This is a genomic window from Mesorhizobium sp. BR1-1-15 (assembly GCF_020165475.1).
Taxonomy (GTDB): Bacteria; Pseudomonadota; Alphaproteobacteria; order Rhizobiales; family Rhizobiaceae; genus Mesorhizobium.
Window position 1 is genome coordinate 211,656 of the sequence record NZ_JAIUIF010000006.1, and the last position, 23,192, is coordinate 234,847.

The following is a 23,192-nucleotide window of genomic DNA, read 5'->3' on the forward strand; positions in this document are numbered from 1 at the left end:
GGAAGCGATCCTGCACCAGATCCGTGGGAAAATCAGCCGCCGGTGACGCTCATATGCCGCGACACGGAGGGGCGGCTGGTGCGGCGGTCGATGATGAAATCATGCCCCTTCGGCTTGCGCCCGATCGCCTCGTCGATCGCCGCGCTGACCAGCTCGTTGCCTTCGGACGCGCGCAACGGTTCCCTGAGATCGGCGGCATCCTCCTGGCCGAGGCACATAAAGAGCGTGCCGGTGCAGGTCAGCCGGACGCGGTTGCAGCTCTCGCAAAAATTATGGGTCATCGGCGTGATGAAGCCGAGCCGGCCACCGGTTTCCGCGACATGGACATAGCGGGCCGGACCGCCGGTCTTGAACGGGACGTCTGTCAGCGTGAACTGGCGCTCCAGCGAGGCCCGCAGCAGCGACAGCGGCAGGTACTGGTCGGTGCGGTCGGCGTCGATCTCGCCCATCGGCATGGTTTCGATGACGGTCAGGTCCATGCCGCGGCCATGCGCCCAGCGCATCATCTCAGGCAATTCGGCGTCGTTGAAATCCTTCAGCGCCACGGCGTTGAGCTTTATCTTCAGCCCCGCCGCCTGCGCCGCATCGATGCCGGCCATGACCTTGCCGAGATGGCCCCAGCGGGTGATTGCGTGGAACTTGTCGGCATCAAGCGTGTCGAGCGAAACATTGATGCGCTTGACGCCGCAATCGGCGAGCTCGGCAGCAAAACGCGAAAGCTGCGAGCCGTTGGTGGTCAGCGTCAGTTCTTCCAGCGCGCCGCTTTCGAGATGACGCGACAGCTGACGGACCAGGTGCATGATGTTCTTGCGCACCAGCGGCTCGCCGCCGGTGAGACGCAATTTGCGCACGCCTTTTGCGATGAAGACGCTGCACAGCCGGTCGAGTTCCTCGAGCGACAGCAGGTCCTTCTTGGGCAGGAAAGCCATGTCCTCGGCCATGCAATAGGTGCAGCGGAAATCGCAGCGGTCGGTGACCGACACCCGCAGGTAGCTGATCGTGCGGCCGAAAGGATCGATCATGTCCATGCGTGAAGCGTTTCCCGTGGCTGTGAACGACGGCGTTATATATCACTATGTGATACGATCCGGCCTGTCGTTCAAGATAGCCGCTCTCGATCTTTGGTAACATTCCCCGACCGACACCGGATGTCGGCTGCCTGGTACGGGCTTTTCCAATCCGGCGAAGCGGCGTAGGGAAGGGCGGTTCGAAACGGGAAAACACCATGACGGCGCCGAAGGAACTGCGGGTCTCCAAAGACCGCAAACTGCTCTCCGTGACCTTTCCCGGCCACCAGCCATTCGAGCTGCCGGCCGAGCTGCTGCGCGTCGCCTCGCCGTCGGCCGAGGTGCAGGGCCATTCGCCGGACCAGCGGGTGACCGTTCCGGGCAAGCGCGATGTCACCATCCTCAAAATTGAACCGGTCGGCAACTACGCGGTGCGCATCACCTTCGATGATTTCCATAACACCGGTATCTTCACCTGGAATTACCTGCACACGCTGGGCCACGAGAAGGATGCGCGCTGGAATGCCTATCTTGCCGAGCTGGCACAAAAGGGTCTCAGCCGCGACCGTTAGCCGGCGGGCGTCGTCAAGATGTCATGGAGCGGGAGTAGGGGCGGCGGATCGGGAGACAAGACAATGTCCATCATAACCACCGTCGAACAGCTTGAAGCGTTCTATGGCCTGCCCGGCGAAGCCTCGGTGGTCAAGGAACTCGACCACGTCATTCCCGAATACGCCGCCTTCATCGAGGCCTCGCCCTTCGTCGCGCTGGCGACCAGCGGGCCGGAAGGGCTGGATTGCTCGCCGCGCGGCGATCTCGCCGGCTTCGTGCGCATCGTCGATCCGAAAACCCTGATGATGCCGGACCGGCGCGGCAACAACCGCGCCGATTCGCTGAAAAACATCATTCGCGATCCCCGCGTCGGGCTGCTGTTCCTGGTGCCGGGCTCCGGAACGACGCTGCGCATCAACGGCCGCGCGCGCATCACCACGGATGCCGCGCTTTGCGCGTCGTTCACGGTCGACAGCAGGCCGGCACGCTCGGTGAGCGTCATCGATGTCGATACGGTCTATTTCCAATGCGCCCGCGCCATCGTGCGGTCGGAGCTATGGAACCCGGCAAGGCATGTCGATCCGAAGTCCCTGCCGACGCCAGGAAAAATCCTGGAGATCACCAGCCGCAGGAACATCGACGGCGTCGCCTATGACAAGGAATGGCCGGAGCGGGCGAAAAAGACGATGTGGTGATCCGCCGGACCGCAATGGCGGTCAGGCGTCCTTCAACACCTCGTAGATCTTGCGCATCTGCTCGCCGATCATGTCGCACTGCTCCGGCGTCGACTGGCTCATCGCTTTCTCGATCAGCGCCATGTGCACCTTCAGCGCCTGCATCAGCAGCGCCTCGCCAGCTTCGGTGAGGGCCAGCCGCAGGATGCGCTTGTCCTTCTCGTCGCCTTCGCGGCGCAGCAGGCCGCGAGCCTCGAGCTGCGGCAACAGCATGGTGATGTTGGAGCGGCCGACGAGCAGCTTGCGGGCGAGATCGTGCTGCGACATGCCGGGATGGCGGTAGAGATTCATCAAGACATCGAGCTGCGCGGGTTTCAGATCGAGCGGCGCGAGCTTCACGGCAAGCGTGCGCTCCAGCACATGGCAGGCGCGCGCAACCGCGACCCAGTTGCGAAACCGCGGGTTGTCCCAGGGCAGCTCTTGTTTATTGTTCATCTTTGAACTATTATGTTCATGCTTGAACGTATGGATGGATTCCCACTATGGCATCATTCGGACTGAAGGTCATCCGGGGTGTATTCGGGGCCGCCGAACATGTCGCCCCCCGCCTCACCGGGCGCGCCGCATTCGAGCTGTTCTGCCGTACGCCGAACGCCAGGGTGCTGAGCGAGGGCGAACGCCGTGCCGTCGACCGCGCGGCAGATTTCATGGCCGAAGCGCGGCATCACCGGCTGAAAGCCGGATCCGGCTGCGTCATGGTGCATGAATTCCGTCCGGAGCCGGGCAGGGCGTCCGCCGGAACGGTTCTCGTCGTTCATGGGTGGCGCTCGCGCACCGAATATATGCGCATGCTGATCGAGGGCTACCGCGCCGCCGGCTACAGGGTCGTCTCGCTCGACCTTCCCGGCCACGGCCAATCGCATGGCCGGCGGTTGAACATGGTCAATGCCGTGGATGCGGTGCGAATCGCGGGCGAATGGTTCGGCCCGTTCGCGGCGGTGGTCGGTCATTCCTTCGGCGGCGCCGTCGCCGCCAATGCAATCGCCGGATCGATCAGGAACATTGCGCCGCTGGCGGCCGGGCGCCTGGTGCTGATCGCCGCGCCCAGTTCATTGCCGGCCATCTTCGCCGACTTCAGCCGCATGCTCAATGTCGGTCCGCGCTCGCAGGCCGCCATGGCGGACCGTGTCGAATATCTTTCCGGCCGGCCGCTGCACGAATTCACCGGCGATCGGCAGCTTGCCCAGGCGCCGGTGCCGACGTTGGTCATCCACGCACCCGACGATCGCGAAGTCTCGGCCGATCATGCCTGGCGTTATGCCGGCGCCGGTGACCATGTGTTGCTCCACTGGGCCGAAGGGCTCGGCCATCGCCGCATCCTGGCGGACAAGGGCGTGGTGGAACGCGCCGTCAGCTTCGTGGCCGCGCACCGGGAGCCGTCGCTGCTCCATTGAACCGCAATCAGGGCTGTTTCTTCTTCTCGCCGGGTTCCACCGGCAGTCCGGCCGCCTTCCAGGCGGTGTAGCCGCCAAGGATATGCTTGACCGGCGACAGCCCCATGTCCTGCGCGGTCTTGGTGGCGAGCGCCGAACGCCAGCCGCCGGCGCAGAAGAAGACGAAGCTCTTTCCCGAAGCGAAGAACGGCTTGTGGTAAGGGCTCTCGGGATCGATCCAGAATTCCAGCATGCCACGGGTGACATGTTTGGCGCCGGGAATCCTGCCGTCGCGTTCAATCTCGCGAGGATCTCGCAGGTCGACAAAGATGGTGCCTTCGTCCTCGATCAGGGCTGCCGCTTCCTCGGGCGAAAGCACTTCGATCTCGGCATTCGCCTCATCCAGCAGTTCGCGATAACCCTTTTTCACCGTCCGATCCTCCCGGCCCGTTTAGACTGGCGCTCCGTCCGTTCGGATTTCGAGCACAACGCCCGGCGTTTGTCATCCCGCGTCGGTACCGGCTATCATCTTCCAGGCGGCCATTGCCCCCTCCACGGTTGCCAACAGGGCCGCATGCGAAGCACCGTCGCGCGCCTGGATCGACATGCCGTGTTGAACCGTCGCGAAAAAGGTCGCGGCGGCTTCGCAGTCGAAACTCCTCGGCAATTCGCCCTCGGCCACGCCACGCTCCAACCGCCTCTGCAAGGCTGCGTGGTTTTCGGCGCGCCGACGGCGCAGGTCGTTGCAGATGGCGCCGCGCGAGCTGTCCTGATGCAACGCGCCGAGCGTGACCAGGCATCCTTGCGGGCGGTCGGTCTGCGAATAGGCCTTGGCGGTCTGACGCAGGAAAGCCTCGATCGCCTCACGTGCCGTTGGCGCCTCGTCCAGCGCGGTCCAGATGTCCGTGCCTTCGGCCTGCGTGTAAAACTCGGTCGCCTCGAGGAAGAGCGCTTCCTTGCTGCCGAAGGCGGCGTAGAGACTTGGCGAATTGATGCCCATCGCCCCGGTCAGGTCGCTTATCGACGTGCCTTCATAGCCCTTGACCCAGAACACCTCCATCGCGCGCCGCAGGGCGGCGGTTCTGTCGAAGGTGCGGGGGCGGCCTCGTTCCGGCATCATGCTCTTTCTGTGCTGATCGATACATAATTCAGTTGACGGGGCCGGACAAGCCTGACATCTATTTATGTATCGATCGTTACAAAAAGGAGAATGCAATGTCATCGAACCGTCTGAGCGGCAAGGCCGCGCTCGTCACCGGCGGCGGCCGCGGCATCGGCGCAGCGATCGCTCGCAAGCTGGCGGCAGACGGCGCCAGCGTGGCACTGACCTATGTCAATGGCGAGGAGCAGGCCCGTGCGGTGGTCGGCGAGATCGAGGCCAATGGCGGACGCGCCATCGCCATCAAGGCCGACAACCGCGACGCCGCGGCGGTCGCGAGGGCGGTCGACGATGTTGCTTCTGCCTTCGGACGGCTCGACATATTGGTCAACAGCGCGGGCATCTGGCGCGCCGCGCCCATCGACACCCTGTCGCTCGCCGACTTCGATGAAACCATGGAGGTCAACCTGAGAGCGCCGTTCGTCGCCTCCAAGGCCGCGGTGGCACATATGGGCGAGGGCGGCAGGATTATCTCCATCGGCAGCAATCTGGCGGAGCGTGTGACCGACACAAGCCTCAGTGCCTATTCCGCGAGCAAGGCGGCGCTGGTCGGACTAACCAAAGCCCTGGCACGCGACCTCGGTGCGCGCGGCATTACCGCCAATATCGTCCATCCGGGCTCGACGGACACCGACATGAATCCGGCAAGCGGTCCGCATGCCGAGCATCAGCGGGAAAAAATGGCCACACCGCGTTTCGGCGACGCCGATGAGGTCGCCGGCATGGTCGCCTGGCTCGCCGGTCCCGAGGGGCGCTTCGTGACCGGCGCCGCGCTGACCATCGATGGCGGCGCCAACGCCTGACGTCGCCCGCCTGCTTCGACGGCCGGAGCGGATTGTGTCCGCTCCGGCCGTCACGATGTTGTGAAACCGTTCTGCCACAGCCGCCCCAAAATTTATGAAAGCTTAACGAAATCGGTATGAATCGGTATAGTCGCGTCTTACATCCGCCATGCGGTGGGCAAGACGCACGAGCGTGCGGAACGGAGCCGGTTGCGGCTGGAGCGGGTGACCATGAAATTGCCGGGAAACAAAGCTACCGCGTTGCCGCTTGCAGCGCTCGTGGCGACGCTGGCCCTGGGAACGCCGCAAGCAGGCGCGCAGGGGCTTTTCGACATGCTTTTCGGCGGCGGCGTAAGGCACGAGCCGCGAGGTGAGTTTCCTCCTCCGCCACCAAGGCGCAAGCCGAACCCCAACGTATCCGCCGGCGGTGGTGGCGGCGGCAGCGTGAAGATCAGCAGCCCTTCCTACTACACCTACAAAGCCGACAAGCTCGTGCGCGTCGACTTCTCGGCGCTTACGGCAGCGCCGCAGCCGGCGACGCCGCAGGACGCCGCCTTCGTGCCCTCAGCCACCGGCAACGCCTTTCGCGAGGCAATCGCCGGACTGAGCGACTACGAGCTCTATGCGGAGCCGGATATCGCCAAGGCGCTGATCGCCTATTATTCGGCCAATCCGGATTTCATCTGGGTGACCGGAGCCAACGCCAACAGCCGCGCGCAGGACGCGGTGCGGGTGCTTGGCGAGGCGGCGAGCTACGGCCTGGCACCGTCCGACTACACGGTCGACGTGCCGACCGCCGCTGCGTCGACTGGTGACGCCGCGGCACGTTTGAAGGAGTTCGTGCGCTTCGAAATGGCGCTGTCGGCTCGCGTGCTTCGCTATGTCCATGATGCCCAAAGCGGCCGCGTCGAACCCAACCGCATGACCGGCTACTATGACTTTCCCGCCAAGCCGCTCGACATGGAAGGCGTTTTGAAGACGCTGGCGCACACGCAGGAGGTGCGCACCTATCTCGAATCGCGGCATCCGCAGAACCCGGAGTACCAGGCGCTGCGCGTCGAGCTGGAGTCGCTGCAAGCGAGCGCCGAAAACGAGATCGTCGTCGATCCCAACCTGTTGCTGAAGCCGGGCGAAACCAGTCCCGAGCTTCCCAAGCTGCTGAGCCTGATCGCGCGCAATCTCGACGACGAGATGGGCGGCGCCTATGGCGAAGTGCTGTCGCGGCTCGCCACCAGCGACGTCTACCTCCCTGAGCTGGTCCCGGTCGTCAAGGCGGTGCAGCAAAAGGCAGGCATGAAGGGCGACGGCGTCATCGGACCGCGCACTGTCGCGTCGCTGGCCGGAACGTCCAAGGCCGACCGGCTGCTCAAGGTACAGGTGGCGCTGGAAGAACTGCGCTGGCTGCCATCCGACCTCGGCAGCCCGCGTGTCTTCATCAACCAGCCGGCCTTCACCGCGAGCTACATCGACAATGGCGAGGAAAAGCTGAAAACCCGCGCGGTCATCGGCAGGACCACCAACCAGACCGCCTTCTTCTACGACCAGATCAAGCAGGTCGACTTCCATCCCTATTGGGGTGTGCCGCAGTCGATCATCGTCAACGAGATGCTGCCGAGATTGCGCGGCGATCCGGGTTATCTCGACCGCGCCGGCTATGAGGTGACCGATTCGCGCGGCAAGCGCATTCCGTCCTCGGCGGTCAACTGGGGCGGCTATGGCGCGAACATCCCCTACAGCGTGCGCCAACTCCCGAGCGAGGCCAATGCGCTGGGCGAATTGAAGATCCTGTTCCCCAACAAGCACGCCATCTACATGCACGACACGCCGCAGAAGTCGTTCTTCCAGCGCGATATGCGTGCGCTCAGCCACGGCTGCGTGCGGTTGCAGGACCCGCGCGGCATGGCGGCTGCGGTGCTGGGCACGTCGGTCGACTACATCGCCGAGAAGCTGAAGCACGGGCACGCGACCGAGAATGTGACGCGCACGATTCCGGTCTATGTCGCCTATTTCACCGCATGGCCCGACATGTCCGGCAAGGTCGAATACTTCAACGACGTCTACGACCGGGACACGCGGTTGAAGCAAGCCCTAGACGCTACCGAAGCAGCACGCTCGCCGTCGAGCTGAGAATTCAGCGGGCCGAGAGCGGTCGCCGGAAACCGGCGTCGCGCCCTGCGATCAGCCAGTAGACAAGCCCGGCGACCAGGCCTGCAGCGGCGATGATGCCGATGTCGGCCCAGCGCTCCGAGGCCATGTCCTCGAGCGCGCTCGGCCAGATCAGGGCAAAGCCGCCGACCGCCGCCGCCCCGCCGAAGAGCATGTGCAGCCAGAAGCCGCGCAACGAGAAGCATTCGGCGATCAATGCGAACACCAATGTCTGCACCCCGGTCAGCACGATCGTCAGGAAATAGATGAACATGCCGAGCGGCGGCACCACCAGCACCGCGATCGGCGAGACGCCCATGACGTCGAAATAGCCGGGCGCATCGGGCAGGGAGCTCAGCACGGCGTAAATCGCGACGACGGCGATCAGACCGACCAGCACGGCGACGAGATAGCCGGCAAGCACCATCAAGATACGTTTCAACACATGCCTGGCCGTCGCCATGCATACCCCCGTGAAGCTCCGCTGTAATCAGCCATCAAAGGTGCATTGGCGCAAGGGCAGGCACATCTCACGCCGCAGGCTCGGCATTTTCAGATTGGGACCGGTGATCATTGCGGGGAGGGATCGCAATACGGGTTGCTCGCCCCCGCAGGTTTTCTCCTGACGAAGCTATCTGGGCTCGGCTGTTACCGGATCATAGGTGATTTCGACCTTCGCCTTGTCGGCGGTGTAGTAGGTGACGGTATAGGCGCCATCATCCCAGTCGACCTCCTTGACATAGCGGAAGCCATCGCGCTGCTCGACCTTGGCGATGATGTCGGACAATTTCTTGGCATTGGGCGGCGGCAAAGGCTTGTCGTCCGCGGCGAAGGCCGGCCCGGCGCCGAGGAGAATGGCGACGCTTGTCGCCACGAGAAATCTGGTCATGGTTTTCCCTCAAGTTTCGACAGGGGGAAACTCAGTGATGGGGAGGTTTGTTCCCCAGGCGGGATGGATGGCCAGGCTATGCATCGGCTTTGTGACTGCCCTCGAGCAATTCCCGATTTTCTTGCAATCAACCCCGCCGGCTTTGTCCCGGCGCTACAAGACGGCGAATGATCATGGTCGAATCGATCGCGATTCTCGAATACCTGCTCGGCCGCACGGGCCGAGCCCGCTCGCCGTCGCCCCACATGATCCGGCTTTCGTCGCCTACCTGCAATTTTTCGGAGGGCTTCTCAACCCCCCACGCGTCAGGCTGACCGCTTAAGCTCTGCCACCTGCACACCCAGCCGGAACGCCTGACCGTCGGCGTATGAGCGCGCATAGCTTTCGGCTGAGAATGGGACGGTGGTGGTGACGCCATTGACGGTCACGCGAACCGACCACGACTTTTCCCTGACGATTTCAACGGCGTGTTCTGCCATGTTCTCCCCCGAGAATCTGACGTTGAGGAAGCTACCATAGCGTCGCCCAACTGATTTGCATACAAACAAACCGACAGATGGTGACGGAAACCCAAAATCAATAAGGGCGAGGCGCCAAGCTGTTTGGCCTACGCGCCAGTAGCTTTTTTGGACAAAGTGGAGGGGCCTAGTCATCCAACAAATCAGTTTAGTTGGATGGTGGGCGATGCAGGGATTGAACCTGCGACCCCACCCGTGTGAAGGGTGTGCTCTCCCGCTGAGCTAATCGCCCGCTCGTTGCCCGAAGGCCAAGCGAGCCGCGATATAAGGGAGGGCGGCCGGGTAAGTCAAGGCGGTGTCCGGCGTTCTCACAGGGGGCAATCGCTTCAGGTTTCGTCATACTCTTTCAAGCGCCGGCGCCGCCCCTCACCTGCCTGCCGGCATCCTCTCCCCGTATAGACGGGGAGAGGGGGCTGTGTCGCCGTTTTCGCCAATTTTTAACGTTGCAATGGAGGCGCCAGCGTTCCGGCCAGACCCTTCTCCCCGTCTCTGTGCGGGGAGAAATGCCCGGCAGGGCGATGAGGGGCGGCGCCGACTTCGATCATTAGAGGCATCCGCCGCAAACAGGAAACTGTCATTGAACCTGTCCCGGCCGCCCGCTATCCGTTCAATGTTGCGCCGCGGCGATCAGCCGCTCAGCTAGGTCCAGCGTCAGCGCGTCGAAATGCGAGATCACCGCCGAGGGCTCGAACTCGCGCACGTGGCGGTCGGTGTAGCCGAAGTCGACGGCCACCACTGGGATGCCGGCGGCTTTCGCGGTGTCGATGTCGGTCTGCGAATCGCCGACCATCAAAGCTCGGTGCGGGTCGCCGCCGGCGCGCTTGATGGTTTCGGTGAGGTGGCGCGGATCGGGTTTGCGGAAGGCGAAGGTATCCTGTCCGGCAATCGCCGCGAAGTGTTTGGTCAGGCCGAGCGCCTCGATCAGCGCCAGCGAGTTGGCCTCGTATTTGTTGGTGCAGACGGCCAGGAGGTAGCCGGCCTTCTCGAAGCGGGCGATCGCCTCGAGGACGCCGGGGTAGGGGCGGGACTTGCCGGGAATGTTGAGGGTGTAATGATCGAGGAACAGTTTCAGCAGCCGGTCGTGTTCCGCGACATCGAGGGACCGCTGCTGCGCGGCGTGTGCCCGTTCGATCATCACGCGGCCGCCATGGCCGACGAAGCGCCTGAAGCCGGCTTCGTCGACGGCCGCGAGCGCGCTGGCGGCAAGGCTGTGGTTAAGGCTGTCGAGCAGGTCCGGCGCTGTGTCGATCAGCGTACCGTCGAGATCAAACACGATGATCGGGCGGGTCATGATCCATCCTGGGCAGTTTATGCAATGGGCAGGCGATAAAGGCTGCGGCGCGTCAAGGCAAGCGCCGGGCAGGCTCGTTCAGGCAAGCAAGCTCCCCGGACCGGGCATTCGCGACGAACCGCCAGCCATGAAAAAACCCGCCAGTGCGGCGGGTCCCGGCGCAAATCTGCACCATAGGCAAATATGTAGCATAACTGCCTTCACCCAGTCAATGGCATATAAGAAAAAATTCCTATTAACGTTACCCGCTCATCGCTGGCTGGCCGCGCGGGCACACCATTGACGGGAGGCCGAACGTCATCAACCTACACCGCTGCAAGGGCTTTGACCGGACCGGCAAAAATGGTAGGAGCCGCAAACACCAGGTTCCGGGGCGGTAAAAGCGGCATGGATGCAAGACAGTTGAAGGTCGAAGCCGCGCGGGCGGCCCTTGCCCATGTCACCGACGGCATGCGGCTCGGCATCGGCACCGGCACCACCGCCGACGAGTTCGTGCGGCTGCTTGCCGACAAGGTGGCCACGGGCCTGACCATCATCGGCGTGCCGACGTCCGAGCGCACCGCCTCGCTGTGCCGCGAGCTTGGGGTGCCGCTGTCGACACTGGAGGAGACGCCGGAACTCGATCTCACCGTGGACGGCGCCGACGAAGTCAACCCCGCACTAACGCTCATCAAGGGCGGCGGCGGCGCATTGCTGCGCGAGAAGATCGTCGCGGCGGCGTCCGCTCGCATGATCGTCATTGCCGATCGCTCCAAGATGGTCGAGACGCTCGGCCGTTTTCCGTTGCCCATCGAGGTCAACCCGTTCGGCCTGCGCGCAACCGAAATCGCGATCGGGAAGGCGGCTGCAAGGCTCGGCCTTTCCGGTCCGGTTACATTGAGGATGACGGGCGGCCAGGCTTTTGTTACAGACGGCGGCCACTTTATCCTCGATGCATCTTTTGGCCGCATTCCGGATACAAGAGCGCTATCGAATGCTCTCCACGCCATTCCCGGCGTGGTCGAGCACGGTCTTTTCATCGGGCTGGCGTCAGCGGCCATCATCGCCGGGGGCGATGGCATCCAAACCGTCCATGCCGCCTGAAAAACAGGGAGTTCTATCGACCATGATGTTGCATAACCGGGTTCGCCGCTTGTCCGTCCTTCTGGCGGCATCGGCCGTCTTCGCCTTCTCTTCGCCGGCGTTCTCGCAGGACGTCACGGAAGCGCACCTGAAGGCGGCGCGCGCCGCGGTCACCGCGATCCATGCGACCGACCCGTTCGACAACATCCTGCCGCAGGCCGCCGCCGCCCTCGAATCGCAGCTCATCCAGAAGAACCCCGACATGCAGGAGCTGATCGCCAAGACGATCAGCGAGAAGGCGCTGGCGCTGGCCTCGCGCCGGGCCGACCTGGAGAAGGAAGCGGCCCTTGCCTATGCGAAGGTGTTTTCCGAACAGGAACTCAACGACATCGCGACCTTCTACAATTCGGACTCCGGCAAGAAGCTCCTCGAGAGCGGCCCGGCCGTGACGCGCGACCTGGTGAAGGCCGCCGATATCTGGCAGAACGGGCTTGCTCGTGACCTCGCCCAGCAGGTCGGTGAAACGCTGGCCGCGGCGGCCAAGGCGAAAGCGCCGGCAGCGCCTGCTAATGCGGCCGCGCCCGCCGATGGCGCCGCGCCTGCCGATGGATCGGCCCCTGCCGACGACACGCAGAACTGATCCTGCCATTCCAAACGGCCCTGCGGCCATCTGTGAAGCCCGGCTCGTCCGGGCTTTTCTTTTGATGGTTTGCGGCCTACCTGTCACTCACATTTTCCGAAGCTCAAGGAGCCGCGCAATGGCCGGTTACGACTACGATCTTTTCGTTATCGGCGGCGGTTCGGGCGGGGTGAGGGCGGCGCGCGTCGCCGCAGCGCTCGGCAAGCGCGTCGGCATCGCCGAGGAATATCGCTTCGGCGGCACCTGCGTCATCAGAGGCTGCGTACCGAAGAAGCTCTATGTCTATGCTTCGCAATTTCCCGAGCATTTCGCCGATGCCGCCGGCTATGGCTGGACGGTGCCGGAAGCCAGTTTCGACTGGCCCACGCTGGTCGCCAACAAGGACCGCGAGATCAGCCGTCTGGAGGCGATCTACAAGAGGAACGTCGAGGGCGCCGGCGGCGAGGCCTTTCACACGCGCGCCATGATCGTCGACCCGCATGTGGTGCATCTTCTGGACGAGGACCGTACCGTCACCGCCGACCAGATCCTGATCGCCACCGGCGGCCGTCCGGCGCCGCACCCGGCACTGCCCGGCCACGAACACTGCATCTTCTCCAACGAGGCCTTCGACCTCGAGCAGTTGCCCAAGTCGATCATGATCGAAGGCGGCGGCTATATCGCGGTCGAATTCGCCAACATCTTCCATGGCCTGGGCGTCGACACCACGCTGGTCTATCGCGGCAAGGAGATCCTCAGTCGCTTCGATATGGACCTGCGGCGCATGCTGCACGAAACGATGGAGAAGAAGGGGATCAAGATCCTTTGCCATGCCGTCTCGGAATGGATCCGCAAACGGCCGGACGGCCGGCTCGACGCGTTGCTCACCGGCGGCCAGACGCTGACGGTCGACCAGGTGATGCTCGCCATCGGCCGCATCCCCAACACCGAGAATATGGGACTGGAAGGCATCGGCATCGAGATGACCGCGACCGGCGCGATCCAGGTCGACGCGTACTCCCGCACCAACGTCGAAAACATCTGGGCGATCGGCGACGTCACCAATCGCGTGCAACTGACGCCGGTGGCGATCCACGAGGCGATGTGCTTCGTCGAGACCGCCTTCAAGGGCAACCCGACCGCGCCCGACCACGACACGATCGCCACCGCCGTGTTCTCGCAGCCGGAGATCGGCACGGTCGGCCTGTCGGAAGACGAGGCGGTCAAGCGCTTCCCCGACATCGAGATCTATCGCGCGGCATTCCGTCCGATGCGGCACACCTTGTCCGGCCGCGACGAAAAGATGCTGATGAAGCTGGTGGTCGATGGCGCGTCTAAGAAGGTACTCGGCGCGCACATATTGGGGCCGGATGCCGGCGAGATGGCGCAGCTTCTCGCCATTGCGCTGAAGGCCGGGCTGGTCAAGGATGATTTCGACCGCACCATGGCCGTGCATCCGACGGCCGCGGAAGAGCTTGTGACCATGTACAAGCCGACTTACCGAGTGAAGGATGGCGAGCGCGTAGACTGACGGACAAACGCGCCGCGGCAAGGTGCTTGCCGCGACGCAGCTAGGAGAGCTGCTACAGCAACGTGCCGCGCAGGATCACCTGCGCCACCGAGAAATAGATGACAAGCCCGGTGACATCGACCAGCGTGGCGACAAACGGCGCCGACGCGCTGGCCGGGTCGAAGCCGACGCGTTTCAAGGCGAACGGCAACATCGAACCCGACAGCGAGCCGAAGGTGACGATGCCGACCAATGCCGCTCCGACCGTCGCGGCGATCAACGGCCAGTGCGGGCCGTAGTTGTAGAAGTCGAAATACTGCCAGAGCGCGATGCGGCAGATGCCGACGACGCCGAGTATCGCCCCGAGCAGGAGGCCGGTGAGCAATTCGCGCAACGCCACCCGCCACCAGTCGCGCAGGCCGATCTCGCGCAACGCCAGCGCGCGTATGACCAGCGAGGTCGCCTGCGAGCCGGAATTGCCGCCGGAACTCATGATCAGCGGAATGAAGAGCGTCAGCACGATCGCTTTTTCCAGCTCGCTCTCGTAGCTTTGCATGGCGTTGGCCGTCAGCATCTCGCTGATGAACAGCGCGCACAGCCAGCCGGCACGCTTCTGGATCATGGCGAGGAAGCTCATCTTCATGTAGGGCTCGTCCAGAGCCTCCATGCCGCCGAAGCGATGCACGTCCTCCGTCGTCTCCTCGATCATCGTGTCGATGATGTCGTCGATGGTGACGATGCCGAGGATCTTGCCGTGATCGACGACGGGAACGGCGAGCAGATCGTATTTGGAGATCGTCTGCGCCAGGGTTTCGCGATCGGTCAAAGGCGTGACGGTCACCGGCACGCGGTCCGGCGCCACCGACAGGATCGAATCGCCAGGCTCGCCGGTGATGAGCCGGCGCAGGCCGGTCGAGCGCATGAGCAGATGCGTCTCGGGATCGACGATGTAGATGGCGTAGACGGTTTCGCGCGTCCGCTCGACCTTGCGGATGTAGTCGAGCGTGCGGCCGACGGTCCAGTCCGAGGGCACGCTGACGAACTCCGTCGTCATGATCGAAGCGGCACTGCCTTCGGGGTAACCGAGAATCGAGAGCAGGGTTGCGCGCAGCGGCGGCGCCAGCACGCCGAGCAGCTCGGAACGGGCGGGTTCGTCAAGATCGCGCAGGATGTCGGCAGCGCGATCGACCGACATGGCGGTAAGCAGCTTGCCCGCCTTGGCGCGAGGCAAGGCCTCCGCCAGCTCTGGCGCGCCCTCGAGCTCCGGCTGGTCGAAGATATCGACCAGCCGTTCGAACGGCACTTCGCAAAGCAGCTCGGTCGCCGTTTCGCGCGACTCGCGGTTGAGCGCTTCGACCACGTCTGCGACATGGTCGTTTGCAAGGATGCGGGCGATGGCGACGGCCTCGTCGTCCGCTACGGGGGAAAAATCGTTCATGGTTCACTCCTTGCCGTCCGGCAAGACGTGAACCGTCGAGGTCACGTCAGGGCGGACGGCGGTTGCGTTCGACTGTGACTGTCGCCAGGCATGGCGGGGTGACCTTTCCGCTCGCGGGTTCGAGTTTGATGTCTGCGAGCGGGCGCAACATAGGAGCTCGCCTTGCCCTGTCAATCGAGGTGATCGAGGAAAATGCGGGCAACATGCCCCAGTCGCGAGACTGTGATCGCTGAAGCGTATCGCGCCGAAACGGTAAAATGGCTGGACGGCCTATGCCGCGGCGAGTCCGGCTACTTCTGCTTCAGCCGGCGCGGAAAACGCAGCCATTTGTCGTCGACCGGCCTTGGCACCGGCCCTGGCTGTGCGAGAATGGTGGTGAGCTCGGGAGGCAGGCTCGGCACCAGCGGCTTCTTGGTGGCGACGCCGTCCGCGATCGCGACGATCGAGTGGTAGAACTCGGCGCCGGTGACCGATCGCGGCGCCACCGCTTCATGCATGACGCTGATCACCGTTACATCCGGGCAGTTGTCCTTGATCGCCTGGTGGAAGGCAACCTTGCCCTCCGGATCGAGTGCGCCGGTCGCCTCGTCCAGGAATAGCAGCCCGGGTTGATGGAGCACGATGCGGGCCACCACCAGCTTCTGTTTCTGACCGCCGGACAGGACCTGATCCCAGCTTTTGCCTTCGCGGCTTTCGTCGCCCATATTCTCGATGAAGTCGCCCAGACCCGCCTTGTGCAGCGCGGACGCGACCTGCGCGTCGCCATGGTCGTGCTCGGAGCCCGGCAGGCAGACCAGCTGCTTCAGGGTCACCTGCTGCAGCTTGACCTCCTGGGCTGCATAGAAACTCTTTACCCCTTCGGGGAAGACGATGGTGCCGCGGCCGTAGGGCCACAGGCCGTTGATGGCCTTGATCAGCGAGGTCTTGCCGCAGCCGGATTCGCCTTTCAGGAAGGTCCATTCGCCGCGCCGGAAGCGCAGGTTCGCCGCTACGAGGAAAGGCGTTGCGTCCTCACCCTGATGCGCCAGTTCGAGCTTCTGGATGGTCAAGCCGAAAACCGGGTTCTGGCTGGCGTAGCGGAAGTCGGAACGGCCGCTCTGGCTGTAGAATTCCTGGGGGTGCTGAACGTTCTCGATCGCATTGGCCAACTCGGTGACACGCTGGCTGTTGGCGCGCAGGGTGGCGATGGCGGGCATGACATGGATGAACCACGAACATTGGCCGATCAGCGAATTGACCAGTTCGGAGCCGGTTATGTAGCCCTTCAGGTCGAAGCCGTTGTGGATGAACGGCACAAGGCCCGGTCCATAGGCAACAATGCGGGCGCCGATGAAATTGTAGATCAGCTCGAACGACATGTAGACGGTGTTGACGATGTTGAGCCGCGTCCATGTGCCGTCAATATCGCCATAGAGGCGGCCATGCATGGTCCTCTGAACGCTTTCGCCCCGCGAGGCCGCGACATGGAAGCTGCGGCGCAGGAATGTCGTCAGCTCGCCACGGTAACTGCCTTCGGCCTGCTGCATCCTGACATTGAGACGCTCGAGCATGCCACCGAGCTTTACCGCGATCCAAGTGTTGAGCGGCACATAGATGGCGACGGCAAGGAGGGCGAGGATGGCGCTGCCATAGCTGCCGAGGAATTCGAGCCCCTTTACCTCGACGGAGGTCTCGAGCAGCTTCTGGCCGACGAAATAGAGCGAGGTGGCGACACCCAGCACGCCCATGGCCAGGCCGATGGCGCCGCCGGTCATGTCCTTGATCGATTCCTGGACGCGCTGGTCGATGTTGTCGGGGGCCGGCGCGCCATTGCCGGTCGAGGCATGCTGGGCGTGGAAATGGGTGTGGTTGCCGTCCAGCAGCGCCTCGTTGAAACGGCTGTCGAGCCAGCCGCGCCATTTGCGGTGCAAGGTTGCCGAGACAAGATTGCGGATGCCCGTGAAGCCGGCGTCCTTGAGCACGACCAGCAGCACCAAAATACCGGCATTGGCCAAAAGCGTCTGGAGAGGGGTGGTGTTGGCGGCGTCGTGGAAGAAGGCGATCGAGTTGACCAGTTCCCCGGATGCTTCTGCGAACCAGACGCCGGCCTTGCTGGACAGAGCGGTGAGCAGCGCGATCACCAGCGTCAGCGTCCAGGCCTCCTTCCACCGGTCCGAGACCCAGTAGGCCCGCATCAGGCCCCAGAAGCTGCGCATCGAGGAAACCGGGGTCAGAAGCGACCGCCTTGCGGCATCGCTGTGTAGTCCATCTGTTCCTGACAGTTGCGGTGGTCTGTCGACCCGAATCACAATCCCGCCCAAACCTTTTTTGTATTGTTACGGATGGTAACACCAATTGATCATTTTCCATTAATTTTTATAGGGGGGCAGCGGGATTGAGGTGGATGCCGTGGCTGCAGGGCAACAGGTTCGGCTTCCCGAGCGTCGCGCCAAAGCCGACGAAAAGCCGGTTTAAGCTAGTGATGTCAGGTAATTACGCGGCATCAGAGCGCGACGTTTCTACCTTCCCCTAGGGAAGGCGTTCGCACGAATTTGTGACCCGCTTGGGCTGCCCGGCAAGCCGGCTTTTCATTGCAGGCTAATCAAAATTCCGGAAAACACGTCGCCCTGGACGCCTGATTCCTCGCCGGCATGTCCCCGCCGGAAGTCCGGAAATGACCTGAGACGCTGGGCAAGCCAGCGATCGACCGGACCGGCGGCATCAAGGCAGGCCGCGACGCCGGCAAAGCCAATGATCGCGGAACCCACCGGGGCCAGGCGTTGCCTCACGCCCGGGGAGGGCTGCTTGAAAATCCTGCGTTGAAGATCGGGTTCAGTCGACTTTTTCCAGTTCGCCACGCGCCTTGGCGGCGGCTACCTGGCGGATGGCGTCGGCGAGCGTGTCGACGTCCTGCGCGCCCATCACCGCGTATTTGCCCTCCAGCAGGAAGCATGGCACGCCTGATATGCCCATGCGCGACGCGGTGGCGATCTCGGTGCGAACCGCCTCGACATCGGCATCGGTCGGCAAGAGCGTCTCGACAACGGATGCGTCCATTCCGGTCTCGCGCGCCGCCTCGACCAGCACGGCGTGATCGCCGATGTTGGCGCCTTCTTCGAAGTTCAGCTGGAACAGGCGGCGCACCAGCCGGTTCTGCACGTCTTCGCCGGCCGCACCGGCCCAGCGAATGACGCGATGGGCATCAAGCGTGTTGGGCGCGACCTTGATGGCGCCGAAAGCGAAGGAAATGCCTTCGGCTTCACCGAGCGGCTCGATACGGGCGTGGATCTGGCGAATGTGTTCGTCGCTGCCGAACTTGGCCAGCATATACTCGCGGCGATCCTTGCCTTCCGGCGGAATGGTCGGATCGAGCTGGAACGGCCGCCAGCGTATATGCACATCCACCTCGCCGGCGGCGGCGACCGCCTTATCCAGCCGCTTCTGGCCGATGAAGCACCATGGGCACACGACGTCGGACACCACGTCTATGGTGATCGTATTCGCTTGGCTCATCTCGATCTCCTGAACGTTCGGGCGCCGTGCACTTACCGGGCTTCCACTCCTGGGCCTATGCTCAGTTCGGCTTTCGCCACCAGGTCGGCAACTGGTAACCGAATATGGGCGTCTTTTGCGGATGGTCCAGATAATTCCAGTAAGCGATCCATTGCTGCGTGTTGTGCTGCATCGGCACCATGTAGTTGCCGGAGATCAGCAACCGGTCGAGAACGCGCACGGCGGCGACGTAATCCTCCTTGGTGCGGGCGCGCAACATGGCCTCGATCGCAGCGTCCACCGCGGGATCGGCGACGCCGGCGAGGTTGAACGAACCTTCAGCCTTGGCGGCGGAGGATGACCAACGCCCGATCTGCTCGATGCCGGGCGAGAGCGAATTGTTGAAGCCGCTCGAGCCGATCAGCACCTCGAAATCGAAACGCTGCTTGCGCGACTGTATCTGGTCGCCGTCGAGGCTGCGGATGGAGACATCGATGCCGATCTTTTCCAGCGTGCGCTGGTAGATGCCGGCGAGACGCTCCTCGTCCTGCGAGGCGGTCAGGATCTCGAAGCCGAAGGGCTTGCCCTCGGGGTCGAGCATCGTGCCGCCCTGCAGGTGGTAGCCGATGCTTTTCAGGAGATCGAAAGCCGCTTTCAGCACCTTTCGGTCCTGGCCCGAGCCATCGGTCACCGGCGGCCGCCAGGTTCCGTCCATGACGTCGGCCGGCACGCGGCCGGGGTAGGGCGCCAGCAACGCTTTTTCCCTGTCGTCGGCCGGATGGCCGAGCGCCGAAAGCTCGGAATTCTGCCAGTAGCTCATCGTTCGCGCGTATTTGCCGCCAAACAGGTTCTTGTTGGCCCATTCGAAGTCGTAGAGCATGCCGAGCGCCTGACGCACCACGGGGTTCGAGAATTTCGGCAGCCTCGTGTTGAACAGGAAACCGGTCACGACGGGTGGAATACCGGTGTCGAAAGTTTCGGCAACCACCTCTCCCCTATGGAAAGCGGGAAAATCCAGATCGCGTTCGCGCTTCACCGGATCGCTGTCGTCGTCGATGGCGCAAAGGCCTTTCTTGAACGCCTCGAGCTTGGCATTGGCGTTGAGGAAATATTCGATGGTGATCTGGTCGTAATTGTCGAAGCCGCGCTTGGCCGGAATATCCTTGCCCCAATAGTCCGGGTTGCGCTTGAAAACGATGCGCTGGCCGGGCGTCACCTGTGCGATCCTGTAGGGGCCGCTGCCGATCAACGGCTTCAGCGTCGTCCTGTCGAAAGTCTCGATGTCGAAGGCGTGCTTGGGGATGATCGGCGTCAGCGCGATGATCAGCGGAAATTCGCGATCGGCCTTGTCGTTGAAGGTGAACCGCACGCTGTGGTCGCCGGTCTTCTCAAGCTTGGCAATCCTGGCCATGCGGTCGCTGTAGGGCGGACGGCCTTTCTGGGTGTAGGCATCATAGGTGAACAGCACGTCCTCCGGCGTCACCGGCTGGCCGTCCGACCATTTGGCATTCGGGTTGAGATGGAATTCGATGCTCTTGCGCTCGGGATCCATGTCAGCCGACTCGGCAAGCAAGCCATAGAGCGTGAAGGCCTCGTCGGCATTGCGCTGCATCAGCGGCTCGAAGACCAGATTGCCGAAGATCGTGTCCATCATGCCGCGCGCCGTGGTGCGCAGGCTCTTCAGGATGAAGGGGTTGAGATTGTCGAAACTGCCGACGACGCAATAGGTGATGCTGCCGCCCTTCGGCGCGTCGGGATTGACGTAGTCGAAATGCGCATAGTCGGGCGGCAGGGCCGGCTCACCCTGCATGGCAATTGCATATTTGGGTTCCGACGCCGCCGGCAGGGGCGAAAGGGCGAAAAATGATGTCGCGGTGATCAGCCAAACGAGAACGCGGCCCATGACCGTCTCCTTACCGGGTCGGCTTGATGATTCGGTGCGCACACTAGCATGGGGCACCGCCAATGTTCGTTGCCAAGAATCGCAGATTGCGGGCTGGATTCGGCACCGCTTGCAGTGTAACACGCCGTCCGAAGTCATTCTGTTGCCTCATTTCGGCAACAGGTAGCTGGACCACACGGCGCGAAGAAGCGGGTCCCCGGGATCATTTGAGAGGAAGTGCACGACATGACGAGCCTGAACAGCAATGCGTACCGCCTGTCGGTCATGGCCGCTGGCGTGATCGGCTTTCTGGGCGCGGCAATTCCCGTTGCTTCCGCACAGCAGCAACAACAGATCCCGCAGGGCTGGTTCAAGGCTTGCACAAAGCAGGAAGACGTCGACATCTGCAACGTGCAGAACATCACCACCGCCGGCAACGGCCAGTTGGTCACCGGCGTGAGCCTGATCGAGCTGAAAGGCAAGGTGAACCGCAAGGTCTTCCAGGTGACGGTTCCGACCGGTCGTCTGGTTGGTGCCGGCATTGGCCTCCAGATCGATACCGGCAAAACGCAGAAGCTTGAATATGTGGTCTGCTTCCCCGACCGCTGCGTGGCGGAAGTGCCGCTGACCGACCAGCTCGTCGCCTCCTTCAAGAAGGGCCAGGCGCTCACCTTGACCTCGATCAATTTCCAGAACCAGCCCAATCCGATCAAGGTCGCGCTGCAGGGCTTCAGCGGCGCCTATGACGGCCCGCCGCTGCAGCAGTCGGACATCGAGGACCGGCAGAAGAAGCTCCAGGATTTCGTCGCCAAGAACAACCAGGACTTCGCCAAGAAGCTCAAGGAAGAGCAGGACAAGGCGAAGACCGCGAACTGATCGGTTCGGGCATTCTCAAAGCCACAAAAAAGCGGGGTCATGCCCCGCTTTTTTGCTTCTGCACCTGACTCACTGATCAGTGCCTGAGGTGATCAATGCCTGGACTGCCGTTTCGGTTCGTAGCGTCCGTCCGGCTTTTTGTCGAACATTTCCTTGATCTGCGGGTGGCGGACCGGTTCTCCCGATTGGTCCTCGAGCAGATTCTGCTCGGACACATAGGCGATGTACTCGGTTTCCGAATTCTCGGCGAGCAGATGGTAGAACGGCTGGTCCTTGCGCGGGCGCACGTCGACGGGGATCGCCTCGTACCATTCCTCCGTATTGGCGAATTGCGGATCGACATCGAAAATGATGCCCCGGAACGGAAACAGCCGATGGCGAACCACCTGTCCGATCGCGAATTTGGCTGTTCTCATCGTACTCACCACTGAATTCCTTAGCTTTATTTGGCGCAGACTCCGAATCAATTCAATCCCGAAGCTTTGAGCGTCCTCAAGCTGCGTGTGATACGTAGCAAAGATTGTGGGCGAGTTGCCGGCCATCGATGCCTGCCGGCAGCAAATGTGTTCGCAAGCTCACTGCTGGCGCGCTTGCTTTCCCAAGCCACCGCCAAGCGCCGCAAACCCGCTGCCGGGACGAAGCCCTTCGCGCATGAAGAAAGCGCGAAGCGGTGCAAAACCACCAAGCACGCCGAGCCCGGCACCGCGCGCCATCTGCGCCGGCAGCAGGTCGGAAAGCAGCGACATGTTCAGTAGATTGACCGCGCTGCTGCGCGCCAGAATATCGGGCCGGCGCTTGAAGTCATAGATGGCGAGGGCTTTCGCGGCCCCTGGGTCCTCATAATTTTCATTCGCGATTCCAATAAGATCGTCGATATCCCTGATGCCAAGATTGAGCCCTTGCGCGCCGATCGGCGGAAATACGTGGGCGGCTTCGCCGACAAGCGCCACCCGGTCGCGCGCAAAACGCAGCGGCGTCGCCGTTGCAAGCGGATAGACCTGCCGGCCTGGCTCGACCGTCACCCGGCCCAGCATGGACTGCATCCGCTGTTCGACCCGCAGCGACAACGTCGCATCGTCCAGCGCGGCAAGTTCCGTGGCGGTTTCCGGCTTGACCACCCAGACCAGGCTCGAGCGGTTGCCGGGCAGCGGAACCTGCGTGAACGGACCGGTTTCGGTATGGAGTTCGGTCGAGGTGAAGGCATGATCGCGGCCGTGGGAGAAGTTGAGCACCAGCGCTGCCTGGGGATAAGTCCGGGCGGCGGTCGAGATGCCCGCCGCCTGGCGCGCCGGCGACAGGCGTCCGTCGGCGGCAACCGCCAGGGATGCTTCGATCACGCTGCCGTCGGCAAGGGCCGCGCGAGCCTTATCGGCGCCGAGATGCCAGGCATCGACCATGGATGTCAGCCACGCGATCCCGGAATGCGCGGCAACCCTGCCGGCGAGCGCGGGAATGAGGACGCTATTGGGCAGGTTGAGCCCGAACTGATCCTCGTCGATCTCGCTGGCGCGGAAGGTGACGACCGGACTGCGGATCAATCGGTTGGTCGCGTCGACGATGCGCATCACCTTGAGGGGCGCGGCCTGCGGCTTGATGTCGGCGAGGACGCCCAGCCGCTCAAGCACCTTCAAGGCAGGGTTCATCAGTGCCGTCGTGCGGCCATCGGGAGCGGATGCCTCCGGCCCGACGAGCGTCACCGGAAAGCCGGCATCGGCGAAACCGAGCGCGGCGATCAGCCCTGCCGGCCCCGTGCCGGCGATGAGTATCCGTGTTGTTTTCTGATGCTCCAAGATCGGCTTCCGGCTTGCGATGCGGGGCAGCGCACGCGCCCCGCCACTCGATGAGCATATAGGTCAGGTCATACGGCTTGATCAACGGGGCGAT

24 protein-coding genes and 1 tRNA gene are annotated in these 23,192 nt (G+C 63.1%); 9 read left to right on the plus strand and 16 right to left on the minus strand.

The window, feature by feature from the left end; translation table 11 throughout:
• Nucleotides 1–32: 32 nt before the first annotated feature.
• Nucleotides 33–1,028: a GTP 3',8-cyclase MoaA gene (gene moaA, locus LB541_RS13655; RefSeq protein WP_140498626.1), complete on the minus strand. Its 996-nt coding sequence runs from the start codon at nucleotides 1,026–1,028 to the stop codon at nucleotides 33–35.
• A gap of 197 nt (nucleotides 1,029–1,225) precedes the next feature.
• Here moaA and LB541_RS13660 point away from each other — a divergent pair, with 197 nt between their 5' ends.
• Both LB541_RS13660 and LB541_RS13665 read left to right on the plus strand, forming a co-directional pair.
• Nucleotides 1,226–1,579, plus strand: coding sequence for a gamma-butyrobetaine hydroxylase-like domain-containing protein (locus LB541_RS13660; RefSeq protein WP_140818710.1), 354 nt, complete (start codon nucleotides 1,226–1,228; stop codon nucleotides 1,577–1,579).
• A gap of 63 nt (nucleotides 1,580–1,642) precedes the next feature.
• Nucleotides 1,643–2,254, plus strand: coding sequence for a pyridoxamine 5'-phosphate oxidase family protein (locus LB541_RS13665; protein ID WP_224618639.1), 612 nt, complete (start codon nucleotides 1,643–1,645; stop codon nucleotides 2,252–2,254).
• A 21-nt stretch (nucleotides 2,255–2,275) separates the two neighbouring features.
• Here the strand turns inward: LB541_RS13665 and LB541_RS13670 are convergent, their stop codons facing one another.
• The gene (locus tag LB541_RS13670; protein ID WP_140548466.1) at nucleotides 2,276–2,728 is read right to left on the minus strand and encodes a MarR family winged helix-turn-helix transcriptional regulator; all 453 of its coding nucleotides are present in this window, start codon (nucleotides 2,726–2,728) and stop codon (nucleotides 2,276–2,278) included.
• 47 nt (nucleotides 2,729–2,775) lie between these two features.
• Here LB541_RS13670 and LB541_RS13675 point away from each other — a divergent pair, with 47 nt between their 5' ends.
• Complete coding sequence (locus tag LB541_RS13675; RefSeq protein ID WP_224618641.1) at nucleotides 2,776–3,687, plus strand: alpha/beta hydrolase; 912 nt, start codon at nucleotides 2,776–2,778, stop codon at nucleotides 3,685–3,687.
• Nucleotides 3,688–3,694: 7 nt separating this feature from the next.
• Here the strand turns inward: LB541_RS13675 and LB541_RS13680 are convergent, their stop codons facing one another.
• Nucleotides 3,695–4,096, minus strand: a complete 402-nt coding sequence (locus LB541_RS13680; RefSeq protein ID WP_140548470.1) for a rhodanese-like domain-containing protein — start codon at nucleotides 4,094–4,096, stop codon at nucleotides 3,695–3,697.
• Between the two features lie 72 nt (nucleotides 4,097–4,168).
• Nucleotides 4,169–4,783 carry a TetR/AcrR family transcriptional regulator gene (locus tag LB541_RS13685; RefSeq protein ID WP_140825208.1) on the minus strand — a complete coding sequence of 205 codons (615 nt, stop codon included), beginning with the start codon at nucleotides 4,781–4,783 and terminating at the stop codon, nucleotides 4,169–4,171.
• A gap of 98 nt (nucleotides 4,784–4,881) precedes the next feature.
• On the opposite strand from LB541_RS13685, the gene LB541_RS13690 reads away from it, so the two are divergent.
• Both LB541_RS13690 and LB541_RS13695 read left to right on the plus strand, forming a co-directional pair.
• Entirely contained in the window at nucleotides 4,882–5,628 is a 747-nt protein-coding gene (locus LB541_RS13690) for an SDR family oxidoreductase (RefSeq protein ID WP_224618643.1), read from the plus strand.
• A 210-nt stretch (nucleotides 5,629–5,838) separates the two neighbouring features.
• On the plus strand, nucleotides 5,839–7,734 hold the full coding sequence (locus LB541_RS13695) for a murein L,D-transpeptidase (RefSeq protein ID WP_224618646.1): 1,896 nt from the start codon (nucleotides 5,839–5,841) through the stop codon (nucleotides 7,732–7,734).
• Between the two features lie 4 nt (nucleotides 7,735–7,738).
• On the opposite strand, the gene LB541_RS13700 is transcribed toward LB541_RS13695, so the two are convergent.
• The 5 genes from LB541_RS13700 to LB541_RS13720 form a co-directional block, all read right to left on the minus strand.
• Nucleotides 7,739–8,215, minus strand: coding sequence for a hypothetical protein (locus LB541_RS13700; protein ID WP_140561215.1), 477 nt, complete (start codon nucleotides 8,213–8,215; stop codon nucleotides 7,739–7,741).
• A 168-nt stretch (nucleotides 8,216–8,383) separates the two neighbouring features.
• On the minus strand, nucleotides 8,384–8,641 hold the full coding sequence (locus LB541_RS13705) for a PepSY domain-containing protein (RefSeq protein WP_140498618.1): 258 nt from the start codon (nucleotides 8,639–8,641) through the stop codon (nucleotides 8,384–8,386).
• A gap of 305 nt (nucleotides 8,642–8,946) precedes the next feature.
• Nucleotides 8,947–9,120, minus strand: a complete 174-nt coding sequence (locus tag LB541_RS13710) for a hypothetical protein (RefSeq protein WP_181165341.1) — start codon at nucleotides 9,118–9,120, stop codon at nucleotides 8,947–8,949.
• Between the two features lie 196 nt (nucleotides 9,121–9,316).
• Nucleotides 9,317–9,391, minus strand: a tRNA-Val gene (locus LB541_RS13715).
• A gap of 375 nt (nucleotides 9,392–9,766) precedes the next feature.
• On the minus strand, nucleotides 9,767–10,450 hold the full coding sequence (locus tag LB541_RS13720) for a phosphoglycolate phosphatase (protein ID WP_140498617.1): 684 nt from the start codon (nucleotides 10,448–10,450) through the stop codon (nucleotides 9,767–9,769).
• A gap of 387 nt (nucleotides 10,451–10,837) precedes the next feature.
• Here LB541_RS13720 and rpiA point away from each other — a divergent pair, with 387 nt between their 5' ends.
• The 3 genes from rpiA (at nucleotide 10,838) to gor (ending at nucleotide 13,662) form a co-directional block, all read left to right on the plus strand.
• Complete coding sequence (gene rpiA / locus LB541_RS13725) at nucleotides 10,838–11,533, plus strand: ribose-5-phosphate isomerase RpiA (protein WP_140625135.1); 696 nt, start codon at nucleotides 10,838–10,840, stop codon at nucleotides 11,531–11,533.
• Nucleotides 11,534–11,555: 22 nt separating this feature from the next.
• Nucleotides 11,556–12,152, plus strand: a complete 597-nt coding sequence (locus LB541_RS13730; RefSeq protein ID WP_140515392.1) for a DUF2059 domain-containing protein — start codon at nucleotides 11,556–11,558, stop codon at nucleotides 12,150–12,152.
• Between the two features lie 118 nt (nucleotides 12,153–12,270).
• Nucleotides 12,271–13,662 (plus strand): glutathione-disulfide reductase, encoded by a 1,392-nt coding sequence (gene gor / locus LB541_RS13735; protein WP_224618648.1) that lies wholly within the window; start codon nucleotides 12,271–12,273, stop codon nucleotides 13,660–13,662.
• 52 nt (nucleotides 13,663–13,714) lie between these two features.
• Here the strand turns inward: gor and mgtE are convergent, their stop codons facing one another.
• The 5 genes from mgtE to LB541_RS13760 all read right to left on the minus strand — a co-directional run bounded on the left by mgtE (nucleotide 13,715) and on the right by LB541_RS13760 (nucleotide 20,453).
• On the minus strand, nucleotides 13,715–15,079 hold the full coding sequence (gene mgtE / locus LB541_RS13740) for a magnesium transporter (RefSeq protein WP_224618651.1): 1,365 nt from the start codon (nucleotides 15,077–15,079) through the stop codon (nucleotides 13,715–13,717).
• 290 nt (nucleotides 15,080–15,369) lie between these two features.
• Nucleotides 15,370–17,274: an ABC transporter ATP-binding protein/permease gene (locus LB541_RS13745; RefSeq protein ID WP_181165342.1), complete on the minus strand. Its 1,905-nt coding sequence runs from the start codon at nucleotides 17,272–17,274 to the stop codon at nucleotides 15,370–15,372.
• A gap of 372 nt (nucleotides 17,275–17,646) precedes the next feature.
• Nucleotides 17,647–17,916 (minus strand): hypothetical protein, encoded by a 270-nt coding sequence (locus tag LB541_RS13750; protein WP_140498611.1) that lies wholly within the window; start codon nucleotides 17,914–17,916, stop codon nucleotides 17,647–17,649.
• Nucleotides 17,891–18,571 carry a DsbA family oxidoreductase gene (locus LB541_RS13755; protein WP_140498610.1) on the minus strand — a complete coding sequence of 227 codons (681 nt, stop codon included), beginning with the start codon at nucleotides 18,569–18,571 and terminating at the stop codon, nucleotides 17,891–17,893. The genes LB541_RS13750 and LB541_RS13755 overlap by 26 nt, the downstream gene beginning before the upstream one ends.
• A gap of 61 nt (nucleotides 18,572–18,632) precedes the next feature.
• Complete coding sequence (locus LB541_RS13760; RefSeq protein ID WP_224618653.1) at nucleotides 18,633–20,453, minus strand: extracellular solute-binding protein; 1,821 nt, start codon at nucleotides 20,451–20,453, stop codon at nucleotides 18,633–18,635.
• A gap of 225 nt (nucleotides 20,454–20,678) precedes the next feature.
• On the opposite strand from LB541_RS13760, the gene LB541_RS13765 reads away from it, so the two are divergent.
• Nucleotides 20,679–21,308 carry an invasion associated locus B family protein gene (locus LB541_RS13765; RefSeq protein ID WP_140498608.1) on the plus strand — a complete coding sequence of 210 codons (630 nt, stop codon included), beginning with the start codon at nucleotides 20,679–20,681 and terminating at the stop codon, nucleotides 21,306–21,308.
• 92 nt (nucleotides 21,309–21,400) lie between these two features.
• On the opposite strand, the gene hspQ is transcribed toward LB541_RS13765, so the two are convergent.
• Both hspQ and LB541_RS13775 read right to left on the minus strand, forming a co-directional pair.
• Complete coding sequence (hspQ, locus tag LB541_RS13770; protein WP_181165343.1) at nucleotides 21,401–21,724, minus strand: heat shock protein HspQ; 324 nt, start codon at nucleotides 21,722–21,724, stop codon at nucleotides 21,401–21,403.
• 159 nt (nucleotides 21,725–21,883) lie between these two features.
• Nucleotides 21,884–23,098: a UbiH/UbiF family hydroxylase gene (locus LB541_RS13775; protein WP_140515398.1), complete on the minus strand. Its 1,215-nt coding sequence runs from the start codon at nucleotides 23,096–23,098 to the stop codon at nucleotides 21,884–21,886.
• Nucleotides 23,099–23,192: the final 94 nt, after the last annotated feature.

Coding starts and splice junctions, on each gene's coding strand:
- LB541_RS13745 (WP_181165342.1), bottom strand. CDS start 17,274: ATGCGCAGCTTCTGGGGCCTGATGCGGGCCTACTGGGTCTCGGACCGG.
- hspQ (WP_181165343.1), bottom strand. CDS start 21,724: ATGAGAACAGCCAAATTCGCGATCGGACAGGTGGTTCGCCATCGGCTG.
- LB541_RS13755 (WP_140498610.1), bottom strand. CDS start 18,571: ATGAGCCAAGCGAATACGATCACCATAGACGTGGTGTCCGACGTCGTG.
- LB541_RS13730 (WP_140515392.1), top strand. CDS start 11,556: ATGATGTTGCATAACCGGGTTCGCCGCTTGTCCGTCCTTCTGGCGGCA.
- LB541_RS13705 (WP_140498618.1), bottom strand. CDS start 8,641: ATGACCAGATTTCTCGTGGCGACAAGCGTCGCCATTCTCCTCGGCGCC.
- LB541_RS13700 (WP_140561215.1), bottom strand. CDS start 8,215: ATGGCGACGGCCAGGCATGTGTTGAAACGTATCTTGATGGTGCTTGCC.
- LB541_RS13670 (WP_140548466.1), bottom strand. CDS start 2,728: ATGAACAATAAACAAGAGCTGCCCTGGGACAACCCGCGGTTTCGCAAC.
- moaA (WP_140498626.1), bottom strand. CDS start 1,028: ATGGACATGATCGATCCTTTCGGCCGCACGATCAGCTACCTGCGGGTG.
- LB541_RS13690 (WP_224618643.1), top strand. CDS start 4,882: ATGTCATCGAACCGTCTGAGCGGCAAGGCCGCGCTCGTCACCGGCGGC.
- LB541_RS13660 (WP_140818710.1), top strand. CDS start 1,226: ATGACGGCGCCGAAGGAACTGCGGGTCTCCAAAGACCGCAAACTGCTC.
- LB541_RS13765 (WP_140498608.1), top strand. CDS start 20,679: ATGACGAGCCTGAACAGCAATGCGTACCGCCTGTCGGTCATGGCCGCT.
- LB541_RS13665 (WP_224618639.1), top strand. CDS start 1,643: ATGTCCATCATAACCACCGTCGAACAGCTTGAAGCGTTCTATGGCCTG.
- LB541_RS13695 (WP_224618646.1), top strand. CDS start 5,839: ATGAAATTGCCGGGAAACAAAGCTACCGCGTTGCCGCTTGCAGCGCTC.
- rpiA (WP_140625135.1), top strand. CDS start 10,838: ATGGATGCAAGACAGTTGAAGGTCGAAGCCGCGCGGGCGGCCCTTGCC.
- LB541_RS13685 (WP_140825208.1), bottom strand. CDS start 4,783: ATGCCGGAACGAGGCCGCCCCCGCACCTTCGACAGAACCGCCGCCCTG.
- LB541_RS13710 (WP_181165341.1), bottom strand. CDS start 9,120: ATGGCAGAACACGCCGTTGAAATCGTCAGGGAAAAGTCGTGGTCGGTT.
- LB541_RS13675 (WP_224618641.1), top strand. CDS start 2,776: ATGGCATCATTCGGACTGAAGGTCATCCGGGGTGTATTCGGGGCCGCC.
- mgtE (WP_224618651.1), bottom strand. CDS start 15,079: ATGAACGATTTTTCCCCCGTAGCGGACGACGAGGCCGTCGCCATCGCC.
- gor (WP_224618648.1), top strand. CDS start 12,271: ATGGCCGGTTACGACTACGATCTTTTCGTTATCGGCGGCGGTTCGGGC.
- LB541_RS13720 (WP_140498617.1), bottom strand. CDS start 10,450: ATGACCCGCCCGATCATCGTGTTTGATCTCGACGGTACGCTGATCGAC.
- LB541_RS13760 (WP_224618653.1), bottom strand. CDS start 20,453: ATGGGCCGCGTTCTCGTTTGGCTGATCACCGCGACATCATTTTTCGCC.